This window comes from Streptacidiphilus anmyonensis, assembly GCF_000787855.1.
GTDB lineage: Bacteria > Actinomycetota > Actinomycetes > Streptomycetales > Streptomycetaceae > Streptacidiphilus > Streptacidiphilus anmyonensis.
Genome location: NZ_BBPQ01000005.1, coordinates 208134 through 226621 on the forward strand (window position 1 = coordinate 208134; position 18488 = coordinate 226621).

18 protein-coding genes and 1 pseudogene are annotated in these 18488 nt (G+C 73.2%); 10 read left to right on the forward strand and 9 right to left on the reverse strand.

Translation table 11 applies throughout. The features are described from left to right. The first annotated feature begins 14 nt into the window (after nucleotides 1-14). Entirely contained in the window at nucleotides 15-560 is a 546-nt protein-coding gene (locus TR50_RS08540) for an isochorismatase family protein (RefSeq protein WP_042416920.1), read from the forward strand. 62 nt (nucleotides 561-622) lie between these two features. Here the strand turns inward: TR50_RS08540 and TR50_RS08545 are convergent, their stop codons facing one another. Continuing rightward, nucleotides 623-1396, reverse strand: coding sequence for an SDR family oxidoreductase (locus TR50_RS08545; protein ID WP_042416922.1), 774 nt, complete (start codon nucleotides 1394-1396; stop codon nucleotides 623-625). A 136-nt stretch (nucleotides 1397-1532) separates the two neighbouring features. On the opposite strand from TR50_RS08545, the gene TR50_RS08550 reads away from it, so the two are divergent. Next, nucleotides 1533-2276, forward strand: a complete 744-nt coding sequence (locus TR50_RS08550; protein ID WP_042416926.1) for a L,D-transpeptidase family protein — start codon at nucleotides 1533-1535, stop codon at nucleotides 2274-2276. A gap of 178 nt (nucleotides 2277-2454) precedes the next feature. Here TR50_RS08550 and TR50_RS08555 read toward each other — a convergent pair whose 3' ends face one another. The 5 genes from TR50_RS08555 to TR50_RS08575 form a co-directional block, all read right to left on the reverse strand. Further along, nucleotides 2455-3681 carry a saccharopine dehydrogenase family protein gene (locus TR50_RS08555; RefSeq protein ID WP_042417133.1) on the reverse strand — a complete coding sequence of 409 codons (1227 nt, stop codon included), beginning with the start codon at nucleotides 3679-3681 and terminating at the stop codon, nucleotides 2455-2457. Between the two features lie 16 nt (nucleotides 3682-3697). Then, nucleotides 3698-4369, reverse strand: coding sequence for a class I SAM-dependent methyltransferase (locus TR50_RS08560; RefSeq protein ID WP_042416929.1), 672 nt, complete (start codon nucleotides 4367-4369; stop codon nucleotides 3698-3700). Nucleotides 4370-4453: 84 nt separating this feature from the next. Next, a complete protein-coding gene (locus TR50_RS08565; RefSeq protein WP_369405707.1) occupies nucleotides 4454-5716 on the reverse strand; it encodes an MAB_1171c family putative transporter in 1263 nt (420 codons plus the stop codon). Further along, nucleotides 5703-5933, reverse strand: coding sequence for a M48 family metalloprotease (locus tag TR50_RS48120; RefSeq protein WP_236654336.1), 231 nt, complete (start codon nucleotides 5931-5933; stop codon nucleotides 5703-5705). The genes TR50_RS08565 and TR50_RS48120 overlap by 14 nt, the downstream gene beginning before the upstream one ends. 298 nt (nucleotides 5934-6231) lie before the next feature. Beyond that, the gene (locus TR50_RS08575; RefSeq protein WP_042416938.1) at nucleotides 6232-6687 is read right to left on the reverse strand and encodes a helix-turn-helix transcriptional regulator; all 456 of its coding nucleotides are present in this window, start codon (nucleotides 6685-6687) and stop codon (nucleotides 6232-6234) included. A gap of 218 nt (nucleotides 6688-6905) precedes the next feature. Here TR50_RS08575 and TR50_RS08580 point away from each other — a divergent pair, with 218 nt between their 5' ends. Together TR50_RS08580 and TR50_RS08585 are read left to right on the forward strand one after the other, a co-directional pair. Continuing rightward, the gene (locus TR50_RS08580) at nucleotides 6906-7484 is read left to right on the forward strand and encodes a hypothetical protein (protein WP_042416941.1); all 579 of its coding nucleotides are present in this window, start codon (nucleotides 6906-6908) and stop codon (nucleotides 7482-7484) included. Between the two features lie 150 nt (nucleotides 7485-7634). Then, nucleotides 7635-8534, forward strand: coding sequence for an ABC transporter ATP-binding protein (locus TR50_RS08585; RefSeq protein WP_084699939.1), 900 nt, complete (start codon nucleotides 7635-7637; stop codon nucleotides 8532-8534). Here TR50_RS08585 and TR50_RS08590 read toward each other — a convergent pair. Together TR50_RS08590 and TR50_RS08595 are read right to left on the reverse strand one after the other, a co-directional pair. Next, nucleotides 8506-9510, reverse strand: a complete 1005-nt coding sequence (locus tag TR50_RS08590; RefSeq protein ID WP_236654337.1) for a FecCD family ABC transporter permease — start codon at nucleotides 9508-9510, stop codon at nucleotides 8506-8508. The two genes, TR50_RS08585 and TR50_RS08590, sit on opposite strands and share 29 nt — an antisense overlap. Nucleotides 9511-9632: 122 nt before the next feature. After that, the gene (locus TR50_RS08595) at nucleotides 9633-10646 is read right to left on the reverse strand and encodes a FecCD family ABC transporter permease (protein ID WP_063775034.1); all 1014 of its coding nucleotides are present in this window, start codon (nucleotides 10644-10646) and stop codon (nucleotides 9633-9635) included. 156 nt (nucleotides 10647-10802) lie between these two features. On the opposite strand from TR50_RS08595, the gene TR50_RS08600 reads away from it, so the two are divergent. The 6 genes and pseudogenes from TR50_RS08600 (at nucleotide 10803) to TR50_RS08620 (ending at nucleotide 17950) form a co-directional block, all read left to right on the forward strand. Next, a complete protein-coding gene (locus tag TR50_RS08600; RefSeq protein ID WP_042416947.1) occupies nucleotides 10803-11837 on the forward strand; it encodes an ABC transporter substrate-binding protein in 1035 nt (344 codons plus the stop codon). Then, complete coding sequence (locus TR50_RS08605; RefSeq protein ID WP_042416951.1) at nucleotides 11837-12655, forward strand: siderophore-interacting protein; 819 nt, start codon at nucleotides 11837-11839, stop codon at nucleotides 12653-12655. The genes TR50_RS08600 and TR50_RS08605 overlap by 1 nt, the downstream gene beginning before the upstream one ends. A 172-nt stretch (nucleotides 12656-12827) precedes the next feature. Continuing rightward, nucleotides 12828-14318 (forward strand): pyridoxal phosphate-dependent decarboxylase family protein, encoded by a 1491-nt coding sequence (locus tag TR50_RS08610; protein ID WP_042416953.1) that lies wholly within the window; start codon nucleotides 12828-12830, stop codon nucleotides 14316-14318. Nucleotides 14319-14333: 15 nt separating this feature from the next. Beyond that, nucleotides 14334-15614, forward strand: coding sequence for a lysine N(6)-hydroxylase/L-ornithine N(5)-oxygenase family protein (locus TR50_RS08615; protein WP_042416956.1), 1281 nt, complete (start codon nucleotides 14334-14336; stop codon nucleotides 15612-15614). Further along, a pseudogene (locus TR50_RS48545) lies at nucleotides 15611-16090 on the forward strand (GNAT family N-acetyltransferase); the annotation flags it as partial. The gene TR50_RS08615 and the pseudogene TR50_RS48545, both read left to right, overlap by 4 nt. Nucleotides 16091-16126: 36 nt before the next feature. Further along, nucleotides 16127-17950: an IucA/IucC family protein gene (locus TR50_RS08620; protein WP_236654342.1), complete on the forward strand. Its 1824-nt coding sequence runs from the start codon at nucleotides 16127-16129 to the stop codon at nucleotides 17948-17950. Here TR50_RS08620 and TR50_RS08625 read toward each other — a convergent pair. Beyond that, entirely contained in the window at nucleotides 17937-18485 is a 549-nt protein-coding gene (locus TR50_RS08625; protein ID WP_042417145.1) for a hypothetical protein, read from the reverse strand. The two genes, TR50_RS08620 and TR50_RS08625, sit on opposite strands and share 14 nt — an antisense overlap. Nucleotides 18486-18488: the final 3 nt, after the last annotated feature.

Consider the following 18488-nt stretch of genomic DNA (forward strand, 5'->3'; position numbering starts at 1 on the left):
CCGAAAGGCTCCTGATGACCGCCACCACGCTCGACCCGACCACCGCGCTGATCATGATCGACCTGCAGAAGGGCATCACGGCCTTCGCGGCCGACCACGGCGTGGACGAGGTGCTCGCCAACTCCGAGAAGCTCGCCACCGCGTTCCGCGAGCGCGGCCTGCTCGTCGTCCACGTCAACGTCACGGGCGGTGCCCCGGGCCGCACCTCCTTCTCGCGGCCGCCGCGCGAGCTTCCCGCCGACTGGGCCGAGCTCGTCCTGCCGGTCGAGGACGGCGACGTCACCGTCACCAAGCAGACCTGGGGCGCGTTCCACGGCACCGGCCTCGACGCGGCCCTGCGCGAGCGCGGCGTCACCCAGGTGGTCATCACGGGTGTCGCGACCAGCATGGGCGTCGAGTCCACGGCCCGCGCGGCCCACGAGCACGGCTACCACGTGACCATCGCGTCCGACGCGGTCACCGACATGGACCCGGTTTCGCACGACCACAGCCTCGCCCGCGTCTTCCCGAAGCTCGGCGAGACGGGGACGACGGCGGAGCTGATCGCCCTTCTGGGCTGACGCGCTGACCCGCCGTCACGACGTCGTGGGCATGCCTGGGGCCTGCCCAGGACGTCGTGGGGTCAGCCCCGGCCGAGGAACGGCATGCCCGTGGCCATGATCGTCATGAACGGGACGTTCACGTCCAGCGGGAGCGACGCCAGGTGCACCACCGTCGACGCGACGTGGGCCGCGTCCATGACCGGCTCGACGACGATACGGCCGTCGGCTTGGAGGATGCCCTGGGTCATGCGTTCGGTCATCTCGGTCGCGGCGTTGCCGATGTCGATCTGGCCGACGGCGATGCGGTGGGCTCGGCCCTCCAGGGCGAGGGACTTGGTGAGGCCGGTCATCGCGTGCTTGGTCGCCGTGTAGGCGACGCTGTTGGGCCGCGGGACCTGGGCCGAGATGGAGCCGTTGTTGATGATGCGGCCGCCGGCGGGGTTCTGCTCCCGCATCAGGACGAAGGCGCGCTGGGCGACGAGGAACGCACCGGTCAGGTTGACGTCGACGACCGCACGCCAGCGGTCGGCGGGCAGCTCGGCCGCGGGGGCGGAGGTGCCGAAGGCGCCGGCGTTGTTGAAGAGCAGGTCCAACCGGCCGTAGCGGTCGGCGATCCGGTCGAAGAGCGCGGCGACGGCAGCCTCGTCGGTGACGTCCGCGGGCAGCGCCCATGCCTGGGCGATCTCGGCGGCGGTCTCTCTGAGCGCGTCCTCGCGACGCCCGGTCAGCACCACCGTCCAGCCGGCGCGCCCGAGCGCCCGCGCCGTGACGCGGCCGATGCCCGAACCCGCGCCCGTCACCAGGGCGATCCGGCCCGTCGCGCGCTGTTCCTCCGCGTTGAACCCCTGCGTCATGCAGCTCCTCCCGTTGATCCACAACGCTACCGCTTCCGGGGGACCAACCGTCGTGTCGCGCGTGCGCGGGGACAGTGATCAACACCATAGGCATTGCGGGATTCGAACTGTGACGCCACCTCAGGAGGCAACCGCCATGTCGCACGCGTCCCAACGCCGTCCCGGAAGGCGCTCCGTCCTCGCGGGCGCCGTCGCCCTGCTCGGCGCGGCCGCGCTCCTGGCGGCGACGCCCGCCCTGCCGGCCGCCGCGGCGGCGGGCGGGCGCGGAAAGCCGCCGCATGTCTCCGCGCCGACGGGAACCGGGAGCGCCCGGCAGGTGATCACCGTGCACGCGCAGGGCACCTACGCCACGGTGACGGCGTGGCAGCTGAGCCCGGTCGGGTGGCGGCAGGTCTTCGCCACCTCGGCGGCGCGGATCGGCGCGCACGGGCTGACGGACGGGGCGACACGCAAGCAGGGCACGCTGACCACGCCCACCGGCGTCTACACGATCACCCAGGGCTTCGGCAACGGCCCGGCTCCCCAGGGGACCAGGATGCCGTACCACCGGGTGACGCCGGACGACTGGTGGGTGGAGGACCCGCAGTCGCCCTACTACAACTCGATGCGCACGTCCGGGCAGGGCGGCTTCCCGCTGACGGAGGCGGGCGACCGGGGCAGCGAGCACCTGGTCGACTACCCGGTCCAGTACGACAACGCGCTGGTGATCGACTTCAATATGCATCCGGCCGTCCCGGGGCGGGGCGCGGGCATCTTCCTGCACGACCTCAGCACCTCGGCCGGCCCGACGGCGGGGTGCGTGGCCGTACCGGCCGACATGATGAGCCGCTTCCTGCGGTGGCTCGACCCCGCCGCCCACCCCGTGATCGAGATCGGCTGAGCGGGCGGACCGGCCACGACCCCGTGAGGCCCGGCCTCGTGACGCCTCGGACCGCCGTCCGGCTTCCCCCTCGCTGAGGCCCGCCGTGCGACGCGTGGGGGCCGTGCCTCCCGCCTGAACCCGGAGGCGCCGCCCCGCCGGGAGCCGAGGACGGCGCCTCGGATGAAGGCGCGCGGCGTCAGCCGCGGAAGCGGCCGGGAGCCGCGGTAGGCCGACTCTCGAGGACACGGAAGGCGATGCCGGCCGCACGCAGGCGACCGATGAGGGCGGCGCCGCAGGCGGACGCCGTGGTCTGCTGACCGGCCGTCTTGGGAAGGTCGTCGTAGGCCAGGCAGAGCGCGGTCTCGGCCAGCATCTTGGCCGTCTCGCCGTAGCCCGGGTCGCCGCCGGACACCTCGGTCCAGATGTGCCGGCCGTCGGCCGCGCCGGAGAACCTGACGGTGAACCAGCTGCGGGCGCGCTGCGCCGCGTCCGGGCCCGCGCCGGAGGGGCGGAGCTGCTCGAGCTTGCGGCGCAGCGGCGGGATCTGCGCGCCGAGGGCGACGCCGACCACGCCCGCGATGCCGGCGAGCGCGATCGGCAGGCGCTTGACCGCGGCGTAGTGGCCGTAGCGGAAGTCCGGCCCGTAAACCGGCAGCGCGGCCGCGCTGCGCAGCACGATCTGCTGGTCGATGGCCGGCATGGGCACCGCCCACGCGTGGGCGTCCTTCGACCAGCGCGGACCGACCGCCGCGCCGCGCTGCCTGCGGCCGACGGTGCGCTCCTCGACCGCGCGGCGCGCCTTGGCCGCCTGGCCCATCTGGACCGGGCGGGAGAAGGCCGTCAGCGTGGAGGCGAAGGTGCCGCCGGAGAAGGTGCCGGAGACGCGGACGTAGCCCTCGACGGCGACCGGGCCGTCGAGCTCCTCGCGGCCGGCGGCACGGGCCAGCTCGTCGACGGTGAACAGGACGCCGAGGTCGTGCGGGACGGAGTCGAAGCCGCAGGCGTGCAGCATCCGCGCACCGCTCGCCACCGCGCGGGCGTGGTAGCGGGTGTACATGGTGTCGACGAACTCCGGCTCGCCGGTGAGGTCGACGTAGTCGGTGCCCGCCTCGGCGCAGGCTCGGACGAGGGGCTCGCCGTGGCGCTGGTAGGGCCCGACCGTCGTGACGACGACGCGCGCGGAACGGGCCACCTCGGCGAGGGCGTCGGCGTCCGCACTGTCGGCGACGAGCACGGGCAGCTCGGGCAGGCCGAGCCGGTCCCGCAGCGCCTCGAGCTTGGCCCGGTTGCGGCCCGCGACCGCCCAGCGGCAGCCCTCCGGGGCGTGCCCGGCGAGATACTCGGCCGTCAGGCCTCCGGTGAAGCCGGTGGCTCCGAAGAGGACCAGGTCGTAGGCACGTTCCGACGCTCGATCAGACACCATGGGCAGCACTGTAGCGCTACCCGCTGGTAACCGGCACCGCCTCCCGGCGCTTTCGGACCAGCAGGCAGGCCTGCTCCCGGCGGACGCCGGGCAGCCGCATCAGCGCCTCGCGCTCGAAGCCCGCCGCTGCCAGCTCGGCCGCGACCTCCTCGGGCTGTATCAGGTCGATGGTGTAGTCGACCCCGGCCTGCCCGTAGGCGCCCGTGACCTGCGACTGGCCGTCACCGACGTGGAAGCCGAGCAGCGCGTAGCCGCCCGGGGCGAGGGCGCGGCGCCACTCGGCGAAGACGGCGGGCCGCTCGGCCGGAGGCGTGTGCAGCAGCGACCACCAGGACAGGACCCCGCCGAGCGCGCCGTCGGCCGCGTCGAGGGACCCGAGCGTGCCGACCTCGAACCGGATCTCCGGGTGGGCCCGGCGGGCGGCCGCCACCGTGCCGGGCGAGACGTCGACGCCGAACACCGGCACGCCGAGGTCGCGCAGGTGCGCCGCGACATGCCCGGGACCGCAGCCGAGGTCGGCGACCGGTCCGGCGCCCGCCGCCGCCACCAGCTCGGCGAACGCCGCGATCATCGCGCGCCCCCGCACGTCCTGCGCGAACAGCGCGGGCACCGTCGCCGCGTACGTCTCGGCGACCGCGTCGTAGGCACGCCGCGCCTCGTCCTCACGGTCCGACAGGGTCGTCTCCATGCGCCCACCCCCGGGGAAGTTCCGATCTGTGCTCGGATCCGTCCTACCAGGCGCGACTGACAACGCGCCGGATGCTGCAGATCGTCAAGCGCGCTCAGGAGTCGGGGACGCGGCCACGTCCCCTTCGCCTTCAACGATCGCTCCAGCGGTAGCCTGCACCCAGGGGTCCTTGCGGAGGCGCTGGATGAGCAGCAGAGCCCGCGCTTCGCTGTCGAGGTCGGCTCCTCCGGACCAGGACCCGGAGTCCGGTGGCCCCGCGTGCGGCAGTCCAGCCGACTTGGCTCGGCACGCGATCTCCAGGCGGAGGGCCTCCAAGGTCAGGTCGAGATCCTCGTCAGGCGGTCGCTGGACGTTCCGGAGTGCGGTGGTCGCGCACTCGGTCATGGCCGGCGATACGAAGCCGGCCAGTTCCCATTGCGCATCCCGGATCTCGATCGCACGGCGATACAGCCTGCGTTGCGCTCCTGGGACGCCGACCAGATCCGCCCAGCGAGAGCGAGTGACACCGAGGACGTGCCCGGGCGCGATCTGACTCAGCAGCTCCCAGAGCGGACGAAGACGATGGTACTGACTCAGTCGCCCGATGAACCGTCCCAGGCGGTGGGCCCCGATGATGCACGCGGCGAGACCGAGCATGCCCAGGCCCGCCTCCAACAGCACGACGGGAACGAACCCGAATCGTCCGTCCAATGGGTAGGGCAGCCCGAAAGCGTGGGTGAAGAGGTACCAGACACGCACGCCGACGTAAGCCGAGCCGACGACAAACCCACCGATGAGCATGCGCAGGGCGTTCCGGAGCAAGGGTGCGCCGACGCTTCGGATCCGCGGGCGGAACAACACGATCTCGACGACCAGGCTGGTCGCCAGAGCCCCCTGGTAAAGCAGTTGGTAGGTGAGGACGACAAGCGACCGCGCCTGCCAACAGCCGAAGTCAGGATGGTCGAGGCTGCGCGGAATGGCGAGGAACAAGGCGACCAGGAGAATCCCGTCGAGCGCGAGGAGCGATTGCCCGACCCGTAGCGCGCGGCGCGTCGCGGAGGTCACCCCGGTCAGCAGCGCCGCTGACTCCAACGCGGCGACCATCGCCAGGATCGCCAGAACATGGCCGGCGAGGATCGAGCCATCGGGGACGCCGGTCGTCACGTCCAGCGCGCGCCGGACACTGTATCCGGTGAGCGTCGCCGCACCGCTCGCGAACAGGAAGAGGAACATCAGCGGGCGTCGCCGGGCCGAACCGCCCAAGAAGGCGACCAGCAGCAGAGTGACGAACCACAACAACATGAGGACCGTCAGCCACACCACGCTGGGCCCGACCCCGACGACACCGTGGAGTTCAGAGCAGTTCATCCAGATCACCCAGCGGTCGAGGGTCGACGCCCGGCCAGTCCGCGCGTTCGAGGATGAGCGCGGCCATCAGCTCCGCCTCTTTCTCCTGGGGAGTGGGATAGCCACCACGCGTCAGAACACGCTCGACCATGGCGGGGTCGAGTCGGGAGAACATCGACGCGAGGCCGGCGCCGAGACCGGTGTGATCGCAGAGCATGTGCCCGATCTCGTGCAACACGATGTTCTGCTGGTGCAGCGGACTGGTTCCTCGAGCATGGAATATGTAGTCGACCCTGTCGGTCCCGATCCACATCCCGCAGGGCTGACCGGGCTCCGCGGTCGGAAGGGGCTGCAGCCGTATGGGGCGCCCACGTTCACGCGCGAGCTGCTCGCAGAGCGCGTCCACGGTGAAGGGGCGTGGCATATCGATTCCAGCCAACCGAGCCCGTAATCTCCGCAGCTGTCGAGCATGCCCCATGGACCACTCCCCCCGAAGCCTTCACACCGCAGGGTGCCGATGGTATCGGTCCGGGCCGTCAGCTGGCTGAACCACCTTCGCGGGAGGCGGGGTTGTCATGGTCGGCCGGGAGGCCCTCCAGCGATCGGGCGTGCTCGATCATGGCTTGGATGGCGGCGAGTCCGGACGCCGACAGATCCGCAGCACGCAGTGCGAGGGTGCGCACCGAGGATTCCCGCAGCGCTGCCAGCAGCTGCAACTGGGCGTCGATCTCGGCGGCGTCCTCGTCGAGAAAGTAGGACGTGGGCACGCCGAAGAACCGGGCGAGTCCCTCCAAGTGCCGCATGGTCGGGTTGTCGCGGACGCCCTTGCGCAGCTGCCACACATAGGTGTGGGAGATCATCGTGCCGCGCTCCCGGATGGCCGCCGCGACCTCCTCGTAGGTGTACTCGGCCCGGTCGGCGGGATGCACCGTGCGGAAAAGGCGGTCGAGTCGCCCAGCCAGGGAGGTGTGCGCAGCCTGCTGTTCGGTCATGTGCCGCCTCCTTCCGCCACCGGCACCCAAGTCTAGTTGACGGCCGCCGCGACTCCATCAGCTGTTGACAGCGCGCCGGACGGACGTAAACTCAGATTTATGAGCAGGGCGGCCGTCATCAACTGCCGCCCGGGCCGAGCGCGCCGGCCTTCCGCTCGACGTCGATCACGTCGCGAGCTGCGACGCCATGAAGGCACGACATCGATCGAGGAGAATTGATGATCAAGCACGCCAAGACCGCGCTGGCGATCGCGGCACTGTCCCTGGGCGTCAGCACGGCCGGGGCCACCACGGCGTCCGCGACGGAGAAGCCGGCGGCCGAATCCATCCGGGCGACCGTCGCCGCTCCCACGGCCACCTCCGCGTGGGTGCACTTCCTGCCGACCTACGAGTCCGACCACCTGAGCATCAACAGCGGTGACACGCTCGGGGTCGCGTGCTGGGTGGCCTCCGAGGGGACCATCTGGGATCTGGTGATCGACACGACCAACGACAACGCGGGCTACACCCTGGCGAGCTACCTGACGGTGACGGGGGCGCCCGCGCCGTGCGGCAGCGCGGGCATCGCCAGCGGCGTGCCGTCGCAGACCTGGATACACCTCCACCCCCAGGCGGACTGGGAGCACCAGATCCTCAACCCCGGCGACAGCATCAGGTCCCTGTGCAACCTCGGCTACGTCTACGACCCCAGCGACGGCCAAACGCTGATCTGGGACCTCGTCGTCGACAACACCAGCGGGCTGGCCGGCCTCACCTGGGACAAGGCGGTCTACGGAGTCACTCCGCCCGCATGCTGACGGGGTGACCGGTCGGCGACTCCAAGCGCGCCGCCCATCGGCGACGGGACGCCCGGCACGGGCTCCAGGAGAGCCCGCGCCGGGCGTCGGGGCTACTCCACCGCTCCGCGAGCTTGACATACTTAGGTTAGGCAAACCTAAGTTAGCCCCATGCTTGAGACCCGTGCCCTCCGCCTCTCCTACGACCGCCCCCGCTCGGCCGCGGCCACGGCCGAACCCGTCGTCGCCGACCTCGACATCGCCCTGCCGCGCGACGCCGTCACCGCGATCGTGGGCCCCAACGGCTGCGGCAAGTCGACGCTGCTGCGCGGGCTCGCGCGCCTGCTGAAGCCGGCCGCCGGATCGGTGCTGCTGGACGGCGCCGACCTGCACCGGCTGCCCTCGCGGGAGGTGGCCCGGCGGCTCGGGCTGCTGCCCCAGCAGCCCGTCGCGCCGGAGGGGATCACCGTCGAGGGGCTGGTCCGCCTGGGACGGCACCCGCACCAGGGCCTTTTCGGAGCCTGGAGCGCGGCCGACCAGGACGCCGTCGAGCGCGCCCTCGACCGCACCGGGACGTCCGCCCTGCGTGACCGGCTCGTCGACCGGCTCAGCGGAGGGCAACGCCAGCGTGCCTGGATCGCACTGACGCTCGCGCAGGAGACGGAGTTGCTGCTCCTGGACGAGCCGACCACCTTCCTCGACCTGCGCCACCAGCTCGACGTGCTGGATCTGGCGGTCCGGCTCCAGCGCGAGTCGGGCCGGACCGTCGTCATGGTCCTGCACGACCTCGGCCAGGCCGCCCGTTACGCGGACCACCTGGTGGTGCTGCGCGCGGGCCGCCTCGTCGCGGCGGGTCCGCCGCACGAGGTGCTGGACGCCGAACTGGTCGCGGAGGTCTTCGACGTGGAGTGCCGGGTGGTGCCGGACCCGGAGACCGGCACCCCGCTCGTCGTCCCGTCCGCCCGCCACGGCAGCGCCTGCGGGCTGGCCGGTCCCGCCCGGCTCGGCGTCCCCGCCGCCCTCCACGGCGGTCCCCACGCCGTCACACCGTCGCCGTCCGGCGCTCCTTGACGAGCAGTCGGACCAGGTACCCACCGCCCAGCAGCCCCGTCACCACGCCGACGGGCAGCTGGTGCCCCGGCACGGCCCGCTGCGCGGCCCAGTCCGCGAGGACGAGCAGCAGCGCGCCCGTCGCGGCCGAGGGCAGCAGGTTCGGGCCCGGTGCGCGGGTCAGCCGCCGGGCCAGCTGCGGCGCGGTCAGCGCGACGAAGGCCACCGGTCCGACGGCGGCGGCCGCCGCCGCGGCCAACAGCAGGGCGGCGATCAGCAGGGCCCCCCGGGTGCGCGCCACCGGGACGCCGAGCGCCAGGGCCGCGTCGTCGCCGAGTTCCAGCAGGCGCAGCGAGCGCCCGTGGCCGAGCAGGAGAGGCCCGAGCACGGCCAGCGCGAGGGCGACCACCGCCGCGTCCGACCAGTCACTGCCGTCGAGGCTCCCGGTCAGCCACAGCACCGCGCGGGCGGCGTCGGTGAGTTGGCCGCGCGTCAGCAGCCAGCCGTTCACGCCGGTGAGCACGGCGCCCACCGCGATGCCGACGAGCACCAACTGCTGCCGGCCGCCCCGGGCGAGCAGCACCACCGCTCCCCCGGCCACCAGCGCGCCGAGGACCGCGCCGACCGGAAGCGCGAGCGCACCGCCGCCGAGCAGGACGATCGCGGTGAGCGCTCCGGTGGCCGCACCCTGGGTGAAGCCGAGCACGTCGGGGCTGCCGAGCGGGTTGCGCGTCAGCGCCTGGAACGCCGCCCCGGACAGGGCGAGGGCCGCGCCCGCGAGCAGCCCCGTCGTCACCCGCGGCAACCGCAACTCCCAGACGACGAAGTGGGTGGCGGGGTCGGCGGCTGCCGAACCGGGGTCGACGAGGGCCCTGACGACGTCGGCCGGGGTGAGGGCCAGATCGCCACCACCCGCGAGGGCCAGCACCGCGACGGCGGGCGCGGCGAGCAGGACCAGCGCCGTCACCAGGCGCGCGCGACGGGCGGTGCGGTCCACCGCACGCACCGGCGTTCCGCCGAACCCGTACAAACCGAGCCTGCGAAAACCGAGCCCGTGGAAGCTGAGCCCGCGCAAGCCGAGCCTCGACCGAGGCCGAAACCGGGAGCGGAGCGGGGCGCTCATGCGGTGCCTCCTCGTCGGCAGACCAGCGCGAGCAGCAGCAGTCCGCCCGCGACCGCGGTCACGACGCCGACCTGCACCTCGCCCGGACGGGCGACCAGGCGGCCGAGGACGTCCGCCCCGAGCAGCAGGACCGGTCCGAGCAGCGCGCAGTACGGCAGTTGCCGACGCGGGTCGGGGCCGGTGAGGCGGGCGACCAGGTGCGGGGTGAGGAGGCCGACGAAGACCAGCGGTCCGCAGGCCGCCGTCGCCGCGCCGCACAGGAGCGTGACGGCGACCGTCGCGCCCGCGCGGGTCGCGGGCAGACGGGAGCCGAGGGCGCGGGCGGAGTCCTCCCCGAGCGCCAGCGCGCCCAGCGGCCGGGCGAGCGCCAGTGCGAGGCCGAGGCCCGCGACGACGAAGGGCGTCATCGCGGCGACGGTGCCGAGCTGCGCGGAGGCGAGCGAGCCGACGGTCCAGAACCGCATCCGGTCGAGCGCGTCGGTGTCGACGAGTTCGATCGCGCTGACATACGAGAACAGGGCGGCGTTGACGGCGGTTCCGGCGAGGACCAGGCGCGCGGGGGTGGCCGTGCGCCCGCCGCCGACGGCGTGCACCAGCACGGCGACCAGCGCCGCGCCCGCGAAGGCGAACCAGACCGCCCCGCCGAAGCCGGAGAGGCCGAGGAAGGCGGAGGCGGTGACGACGGCGGCCGAGGCTCCCGCGTTGACTCCGAGCAGACCTGGGTCTGCGAGCGGATTGCGCGTCAGCGCCCGCATGACGCCGCCCGCGAGGCCGAGGGCGGCTCCCGCCAGCAGGCCCAGCAGGGTGCGCGGCAGCCGTATGCCGTGGACGACGTCGTAGGCGGGCGCGGCCGGGTCGGTGAGGCCCTGCCAGACGGCGGTCGGCGAGAGCGGCCTGGCGCCGAGGACGAGGGAGAGCGCGAGTGCTGCGAGGAGCAGTGCGGTCGCGGCCAGCGGGAGCCGCCACCCCCGGGAGGTGGGTGAGGGCGGATCAGCGGTCAGGGCGGTCATGGGCGGGGGCCTCCGGCGGGGTGGAAAGCGAGGTGGACAGCGTGGTGGATCGCGGGCTGGACAGCCGGGTCAAAACTTAGGTTAGGCTACCCTAAGTTGACCTTGAGCTCATGGTTTCGCCTCCCTCCCGCTTCCCCCGAGAAAGCGTTCTGCGCCATGCCCGTTCAGCCCTCCCGCCGTACCCTGCTCGCCGCCGGCGGCGTCGCCGGTCTCGGCGCGCTCCTCGCCGCCTGCGGTGCCGGATCACGCTCCGGACCAGGGAGCGGCGACGCCGCGGCGTCCGGCTCCGCCTCCCGCGGGCCGTGGCGTTTCACCGACGACCGCGGCACCACCGTCTCGCTCCCCCAGGCCCCCGCCCGCGTCGTGGCCTACACCGGCACCGCCGCCGCCCTGCACGACTTCGGCGCCGCCGACCGCCTCGTCGGGGTCTTCGGGCCCACCAGGCTCGCCGACGGCAAGGCCGACCCGATGGCCGGACAGCTCGACGTCTCCCAGGTGACCGTCCTCGGCAACGCCTGGGGCGAGTTCGACCTCGAGAAGTACGCCGAGCTGCGCCCGCAGCTGCTCGTCACCGACATGTGGCAGCCGAAGCAGCTCTGGTACGTGCCGGACGCGAGCAAGGACAAGATCGCCGCTCTCGCGCCGACGGCCGGGATCAGCATCGCGAACGTGCAGCTGCCCGAACCGCTGCGCCGCCACGAGGAGTTGGCCGGACTGCTGGGTGCGGACCTCACCGCCGCATCCGTCGTCGCCGCCAAGCAGCGCTTCCAGCAGGCCGTCGAGACGCTGCGTCGCACGGCGAAGGGACGGGGCGGGCTGAAGGTGCTCGCCGCCTCCGCCAGTGCCGACCTGCTGTACGTCTCCGACCCGGCGGTCTACCCCGATCTCTCCTACTACCGCAGCCTCGGCGTCGACCTGGTCACCCCGAACAAGGTGCAGGGCGGCTTCTTCGAGCCCCTCAGCTGGGAGAACGCCGACACGTACGGCGCGGATCTGATCCTCCTCGACAGCCGCAGCTCCGCGCTGCAGCCCAAGGACCTGACGGGAAAGCCCACCTGGCAACGGCTCCCGGCCGTCAGGGCGGGTCAGGTGGTCCCGTGGCTCAGCGAGGTGCGGTTCTCGTACGCGGGATGCGCGCCGCTGGTCGAGCAGCTGGCCGGAGCGCTCGACCGCGCGAAGAAGGTCGGCTGATGACCGCCGCGCCCGCGTCCCCGTGGGAGTTCCTCGACCTGCGCGTGCTGCGGACGCAGGCGCTCGGCCCGTCCATGCGCCGGATCGTCTTCGGCGGCCCCGATGTCGACCGATTCCGCTCAGGCGGCCGGGACCAGCGCTTCAAGCTGTTCCTGCCGCAGCCCGGCGAGTCGACGCCGCTGGTCCCGACCGCCGCGGGCGCGGACTGGTACGCGCACTGGCGACGGCTCGACCCCGCCCGACGGGCGGTCATGCGCAGCTACACCGTGCGCGCGCAGCGGCCGGGCGAGCTCGCCGTCGACTTCGCCCTCCACGACGGCACCGGACCGGCGGGCCGCTGGGCTGCGGCGGCCGCTCCGGGCGAGCACGTGCTCGCGCTCGGGCCGACGGACCCGGACAACGCCGGCATCGACTTCCGCCCGCCGGACGGCACGGACTGGGTGCTGCTGGCCGCCGACCTGACGGCCCTGCCCGCCGTCGCGGGCATCACGGCCTGGCTCGGCGCGGAGCGGCCGTGGCTTCCGGTGCGGGCCTGGATCGAGGTGCCGTACGAGCGCGACCGGCAGGAACTGGCCGCGCCGATCGCGGACGCGGACGTGCGCTGGGTCGCCCGTGGCGGCCTGCCCGGTGCGGTCCTGGGAGCCTGCGCGCTCCCGCCCGGCACCCCGTACGCCTGGCTCGCGGGCGAGGCGGGCTGCGTCCGCACGCTGCGCCGCCACCTGATCGCCGACCGCGGCTTCGACCGCGCCCGCATCACCTTCACCGGCTACTGGCGTCGCGGCGCGACCGAAGAGGACCTCCTCGCCGAAGCCGCGTAGCCGCACAGCCGCAGAAGCGCGCAGCCGCAGGACCGCGCAGCGACCGCAGCCGCACCGCACCACCGAGTCGCCCGGCCGCACAGCCGCACAGCCGCCCGTCCAGCCGCGCAGCCCGCTACCGCCGCACCACACCGGGGACGCCCACGGTCACCCCGCCCCACGAGAGGACACCATGAAGCCATCGCACCCGCACGCCCAGCTGTTCAACTCCGCCTCCGTCGACGCCTATCGCGGCCTCGTCGACGACGGTGCCGCCCTGGTCGCCCGTCATGTCGCGGCCGCGCACGGCCCGTTCACTGGCATCGAACCACCGGCGCTGGAACGGGAGTTCGCGCCGATCGACCTCGACACGCCGCTCGGGGACGCCGACGCGGCGCTCGAGGAGCTGTCGCGCGTCTACCTGCGCGACGCGGTGTGGTTCCACCACCCCCGCTACCTCGCCCACCTCAACTGCCCGGTCGTGCTGCCCGCCCTGCTCGGCGAGACGGTCCTGGCGGCCGTCAACTCCTCCCTCGACACCTGGGACCAGAGCGCCGGAGGGACCCTCGTCGAGCGCCGGCTGATCGAGTGGACCGCCGGGCGGATCGGTCTCGGGCCGCGCGCGGACGGGGTCTTCACCAGCGGCGGGACGCAGTCCAACCTCCAGGCGCTGCTCCTGGCCCGCGACGAGGCGCTCGGCGGCGACCTCGTCCGCCTCCCCCGGCTGCGGATCCTCGCCTCCGAGGCGGCGCACTTCAGCGTCGTGAAGTCGGCGCGCCTGCTCGGCATGGGCGCGAGTGCCGCGATCCCGGTCCCGACCGACGACGGACGTCGCATGGACCCGGCCGCGCTGGAGCGCGCGTTGGAGCGCTGCCGCCGCGCCGGCGAACTGCCGGCGGCCGTGGTCGCCACCGCCGGCACCACCGACTTCGGCAGCATCGACCCGATGCCCGCCATCGCGGACGTCTGCGCCCGCCACGGGGTGTGGCTGCACGTCGACGCCGCCTACGGCTGCGGGCTGCTGGTCTCGCCGACCCGGCGCCACCGGCTGGACGGGATCGAGCGGGCCGACTCGGTGACCGTGGACTTCCACAAGTCCTTCTTCCAGCCGGTCAGTTCGAGCGCGCTGCTGGTCCGCGACGCGGAACGCCTGCGCCATGCCGGACATCACGCGGACTACCTCAACCCCCGGCGCATGGCCGAGCGCGGCATCCCCAACCAGGTCGACAAGAGCCTGCAGACCACCCGCCGCTTCGACGCGCTCAAGCTCTGGCTCACGCTGCGCGTGATGGGCGCGGGCGGCGTCGGCGCGCTCTTCGACTCGGTGCTCGACCTGGCCGCCGAGGGACACGCGCTGCTGGCCCGCGACCCGCGCTTCCGCGTCGTCGTCGAACCGCAGCTCAGCACGCTCGTCTTCCGCTGGCAGCCGCCGCAGTCGCCGCGCGCGCCACACGTGCCGCATGCGCCCGCCGACGAGGCCCTGCTCGACGCCGCCAACCTGTACGCCCGCGAGGCGCTCGCGGCCAGCGGTGCGGCCGTGGTCGCGGGGACGGTCGTGGACGGCCGGCACCACCTGAAGTTCACGCTGCTCAACCCCACGACGACCATGGCGGACCTCGCCGCCGTCCTCGACCTGCTCGACGCCCACGCCACCGCCTACCTGGCGGCCGACCAGGCCGCCTGAGGGGAGTTCGATTCCATGACGGACAGCGGGATCCACGACTTCGTGGCCATCGGTCTCGGCCCGTTCAACCTGGGGCTGGCCTGTCTGAGCGAGCCGCTCGCGGACCTGGACGGCGTCTTCCTGGAGCGCAAGCAGGAGTTCGACTGGCACCCGGGCATGATGCTGGAGCAGGCGAGCCTCCAGACGCCGTTCCTCGCCGACCTGGTGACGCTCGCCGACCCGGCCTCGCCCTACTCGTTCCTCAACTATCTGAAGCAGCAGGGCCGCCTCTACGCCTTCTACATCCGGGAGAACTTCTTCCCGCTGCGCAGCGAGTACGTCGACTACTGCCGCTGGGCCGCGTCCCGGCTGCGCTCGGTCCGCTTCGGGCGGGAGGTGACGTCCGTCGCGCACGACGGGGCCGAGGGCGCCTACACCGTCCGCTGCGCCGACGGCGAGACGTACCGGGGCCGCCGGCTGGTGCTCGGCACCGGGACGCCGCCGCACCGGCCGGCCGCGCTCGACGGGGTCGGCGGCCCCGCCGTGCACAGCTCCCGCTACCTCGACCACGCCGAGGAGCTGCGCAAGCGGGAGCGGATCACCGTCGTCGGCAGCGGGCAGAGCGCGGCGGAGATCTACCTCGACCTGCTCGGGGACGTCGACCGCTACGGCTACGAGTTGGTCTGGGCGACGCGCTCGCCCCGCTTCTTCCCGCTGGAGTACACCAAGCTGACGCTGGAACTGACCTCCCCGGAGTACATCGACTACTTCCACGCCCTGCCGACGCCGGTGCGCGACCGGCTCGGCACGGAGCAGAAGGCGCTGTACAAGGGCATCAGCGCGGACACCGTCAACGCCGTCCACGAGCTGCTCTACGTCAAGTCGCTGCGGGGTCCGGTGCCGACGCGGCTGCTGACCAACACCGCGCTCACCGGGGCGCGCTACGACGACGCGGCTGACGCCTACGAGCTGACGCTGCACCAGCGCGAGCAGGACGTGACGCACACCCTGCGCACCGACGGGCTCGTGCTCGCGACCGGCTACCGCTACCGCGAGCCCGCCTTCCTCGCCGGGATCGCGGACCGGCTCGCCCGCGACGGGCAGGGCCGGCTCGCGGTGCGCCGCGACTGGTCGGTGGACGCGGCCGGGCGCGGCGAGATCTTCGTGCAGAACGCCGCCCTGCACACGCACAGCCTCTCCGACCCGGATCTCGGGATGGGCGCCTACCGCAACTCCGTCCTGCTCCGTTCCCTCACCGGCCGCGAGGTCTACCCGATCGAGCGCCGCATCGCCTTCCAGGAGTTCTCCGCCGCATGAGCCAGACACCCGCCCGCCCGGCCTCCCGCCCGGCCTCCCCCGACGAGTTCACCTTCCGCCGCGTCGACCCGGACGCCGACGCCGCGCTGCTGCACGGCTGGGTGACCCACCCCAAGGCCGTCTTCTGGCTGATGCAGGACGCCACGATCGCCCAGGTCGCCGAGGAGTACGCGACGCTGGACGCCTGGATCGGCTGCTTCCGCGGCGAACCGGCGGTGCTGATGGAGCGCTACGACCCGGCCTCGACCGAGGTCGGCGACGTGCACCGCACCGCCGTCGGCGACGTCGGCATGCACTTCCTGACCGCGCCGGCCGAGCGGCCCGTGCCCGGCTTCACCCGGGCCGCGCTCACCGCCGTGATGCGGCACCTGTTCGCCGAGGCAGCCGACGCCGACGCGCGCCGCGTCGTCGTCGAACCCGACGTGCGCAACCGGGCCGTGCACCGGCTCAACGCGGCCGTCGGCTTCCGGCCCGTGCGGGCGGTCACGCTGCCGCGCTCCGGCAAGCGGGCCCTGCTCAGCACCTGCACCCGGGAGCAGTTCCGGGCCGCGTGCGGCGAGCGCGAGCGTGAGCCGCTCGCCCATCTGACCCCGCAGCTGTGGGCGCAAGCCAACCGGCTGCTGGTGCGCAAGGCGCTGGCCGAGTTCGCCCACGAGCGGCTGATCACGCCCCTGCCGCTGCCGGACGGCGGCGGCTGGTACGGCGTCGCGAGCGACGACCACGCGGTCGCCTACCGCTTCCGCGCCGAGCTGCTGACACTCGACCACTGGCGGATCGAGGCGGACAGCATCGTGCGCCTGCGTTCCGCCGACGGCGACGGCGACGAAGGCGCAGACGCAGGGGGCGTCGACGTCGAACTGCCCCTCGAAGCGGGAGCGCTGGTGCTGGAGCTGCGGCGCAGCCTCGGGCTGTCGGACGAGGTGCTGCCGCTCTACCTGGAGGAGATCACCAGTACGCTCGCCGCCACCGCGTTCAAGCTTTCACTCCCGTCCGTGACGTCGGCCGAGCTCGCCGCGGCGGACTTCCAGTCGATCGAGGCGGGCATGACGGAGGGCCACCCCTGCTTCGTGGCCAACAGCGGCCGGCTGGGGTTCGACGCCGTCGACCAGCTGCGCTACGCGCCGGAGGCGGGCGCGCCGGTGCGACTGCTGTGGGTCGCCGTCCACCCGGACCACGCTGTGCGGGCGCTCGGCCGGAACACGGAGGCCACCGATGTCTCCGACCTGCTGGGCGCGCCGCCGCTGCCGACGGAGCTGGCGGACTACGTCCCGATCCCCGTCCACCCTTGGCAGTGGCGGCACCGGCTCGCCGTCTCCTACGCGGACGAGATCGCACGCGGCCGCGTCGTGCCGCTCGGCGAGGGCCACGACACCTACCTGGCCCAGCAGTCGATCCGGACCTTCTTCAACTCCGCCGCGCCCGAGCGCCCGTATGTGAAGACGGCGCTGTCCGTCCTCAACATGGGCTTCACGCGCGGACTCTCGGCCGACTACATGGAGCACACCCCCGCCATCAACGACTGGCTCGCCGACCTCGTCGCCGCCGACCCGACGCTGACGGGCTGCGGCTTCTCGATCCTGCGCGAGCACGCCGCCGTCGGGTACCGGCACCCGCGCTACCCCACGGGCACGCCGCAGCAGAAGCAGCTCGCCGCGCTCTGGCGGGAGAGCCCCGTCCCGTTCCTGCGCGAGGGCGAGCGGACGGCGACGATGGCGGCGCTGCTGCACACCGACCGCGACGGCGCCTCCGTCGCGGCGGCGCTGATCGCCTCCTCCGGACTGGCCCCCGAGGAGTGGCTGCGCCGCTATCTCACCGCCTACCTCACCCCCGTCGTGCACGCGCTGTGCGCCTACGGCCTCACCTTCATGCCGCACGGCGAGAACGTCATCCTCGTGCTGACCCCCGAGGGCGCGCCGGTGCGCGTCTTCTTCAAGGACATAGCCGAGGAGATCGCCGTACTGGACCCGGCCACGCCGCTGCCGCCGCAGGTCGCGCGGATCCGTGCCCAGGTGCCGCGGGAGCAGTGGGCGCTCTCCCTGCACACGGACGTGTTCGACTGCTTCCTCCGCTTCCTCTCCGCCGAGCTGCACGCGGGCGGCGTCGTGCACCAGGACGCCTTCTGGGCGGTCGTGGCCCGCGTGCTGCGCGACTACGAGGCCGCGCACCCGGAACTGGCGAACCGTCTCGCCGCCCTGGACCTCTTCGCCGAGCGGTTCGCGCTCTCCTGCCTCAACCGGCTGCAACTGCGCAACAACCGGCAGATGGTCGACCTGACCGACCCGGCCGGCGCCCTTCAGTTCGCCGGGACACTGCCCAATCCCCTCACGGGCCACTGACAACGGCCTGCGCCCCGGCGACGGTCGTGGACCGACCGCGCTCGACGGCCTTGACATGCCGCCGGGCCAACCACAGCGGGACTGCACCGAAGACGCCGAAGGACATGTCGATCGGCAGCCACCAGAGCGGCAGTCCGCGCAGCGGCCCGCAGATCGCCGCGAGCGGGAGGATTCCGGCGCAGGCGATCAGCCCGAAGTCCAGCACCCACACGTTGCGGACCGGATCGCGCAGCGGGCCGAGGAACGCCACGGCGATGACCAGGTGGGCGAAGGCGAGCCAGTCGGTCCCGTAGGCGAGGAACGGGTAGCTGCGGGCGGTGGCGACCAGCCCGGCGTGGACGTGCACGGCCCAGGCCACCGCGTCCGGGAAACGCCCCGCGAACCCCGCGAGCGGGGAGCCCCGGTCCGTCGCCCACCACACCAGCCACCCGGACTCGGTCACCAGCGGAAAGGCCGTCAGCCCCGCCAGCACCAGCCCGAACACGAACAGCACGATCCACACCCGCGCGCGCCGGAGGCGCTCCCCTTCGCTCATGCG

Bases quoted from the DNA above. Each gene is read 5' to 3' on its own strand.
- TR50_RS08545 (WP_042416922.1), bottom strand. From the start codon at position 1,396: ATGACGCAGGGGTTCAACGCGGAGGAACAGCGCGCGACGGGCCGGATC.
- TR50_RS08615 (WP_042416956.1), top strand. From the start codon at position 14,334: ATGACGGACAGCGGGATCCACGACTTCGTGGCCATCGGTCTCGGCCCG.
- TR50_RS08560 (WP_042416929.1), bottom strand. From the start codon at position 4,369: ATGGAGACGACCCTGTCGGACCGTGAGGACGAGGCGCGGCGTGCCTAC.
- TR50_RS08565 (WP_369405707.1), bottom strand. From the start codon at position 5,716: ATGAACTGCTCTGAACTCCACGGTGTCGTCGGGGTCGGGCCCAGCGTG.
- TR50_RS08600 (WP_042416947.1), top strand. From the start codon at position 10,803: ATGCCCGTTCAGCCCTCCCGCCGTACCCTGCTCGCCGCCGGCGGCGTC.
- TR50_RS08605 (WP_042416951.1), top strand. From the start codon at position 11,837: ATGACCGCCGCGCCCGCGTCCCCGTGGGAGTTCCTCGACCTGCGCGTG.
- TR50_RS08625 (WP_042417145.1), bottom strand. From the start codon at position 18,485: ATGAGCGAAGGGGAGCGCCTCCGGCGCGCGCGGGTGTGGATCGTGCTG.
- TR50_RS08595 (WP_063775034.1), bottom strand. From the start codon at position 10,646: ATGACCGCCCTGACCGCTGATCCGCCCTCACCCACCTCCCGGGGGTGG.
- TR50_RS08585 (WP_084699939.1), top strand. From the start codon at position 7,635: ATGCTTGAGACCCGTGCCCTCCGCCTCTCCTACGACCGCCCCCGCTCG.
- TR50_RS08610 (WP_042416953.1), top strand. From the start codon at position 12,828: ATGAAGCCATCGCACCCGCACGCCCAGCTGTTCAACTCCGCCTCCGTC.
- TR50_RS08555 (WP_042417133.1), bottom strand. From the start codon at position 3,681: ATGGTGTCTGATCGAGCGTCGGAACGTGCCTACGACCTGGTCCTCTTC.
- TR50_RS08540 (WP_042416920.1), top strand. From the start codon at position 15: ATGACCGCCACCACGCTCGACCCGACCACCGCGCTGATCATGATCGAC.
- TR50_RS08575 (WP_042416938.1), bottom strand. From the start codon at position 6,687: ATGACCGAACAGCAGGCTGCGCACACCTCCCTGGCTGGGCGACTCGAC.
- TR50_RS08550 (WP_042416926.1), top strand. From the start codon at position 1,533: ATGTCGCACGCGTCCCAACGCCGTCCCGGAAGGCGCTCCGTCCTCGCG.
- TR50_RS08580 (WP_042416941.1), top strand. From the start codon at position 6,906: ATGATCAAGCACGCCAAGACCGCGCTGGCGATCGCGGCACTGTCCCTG.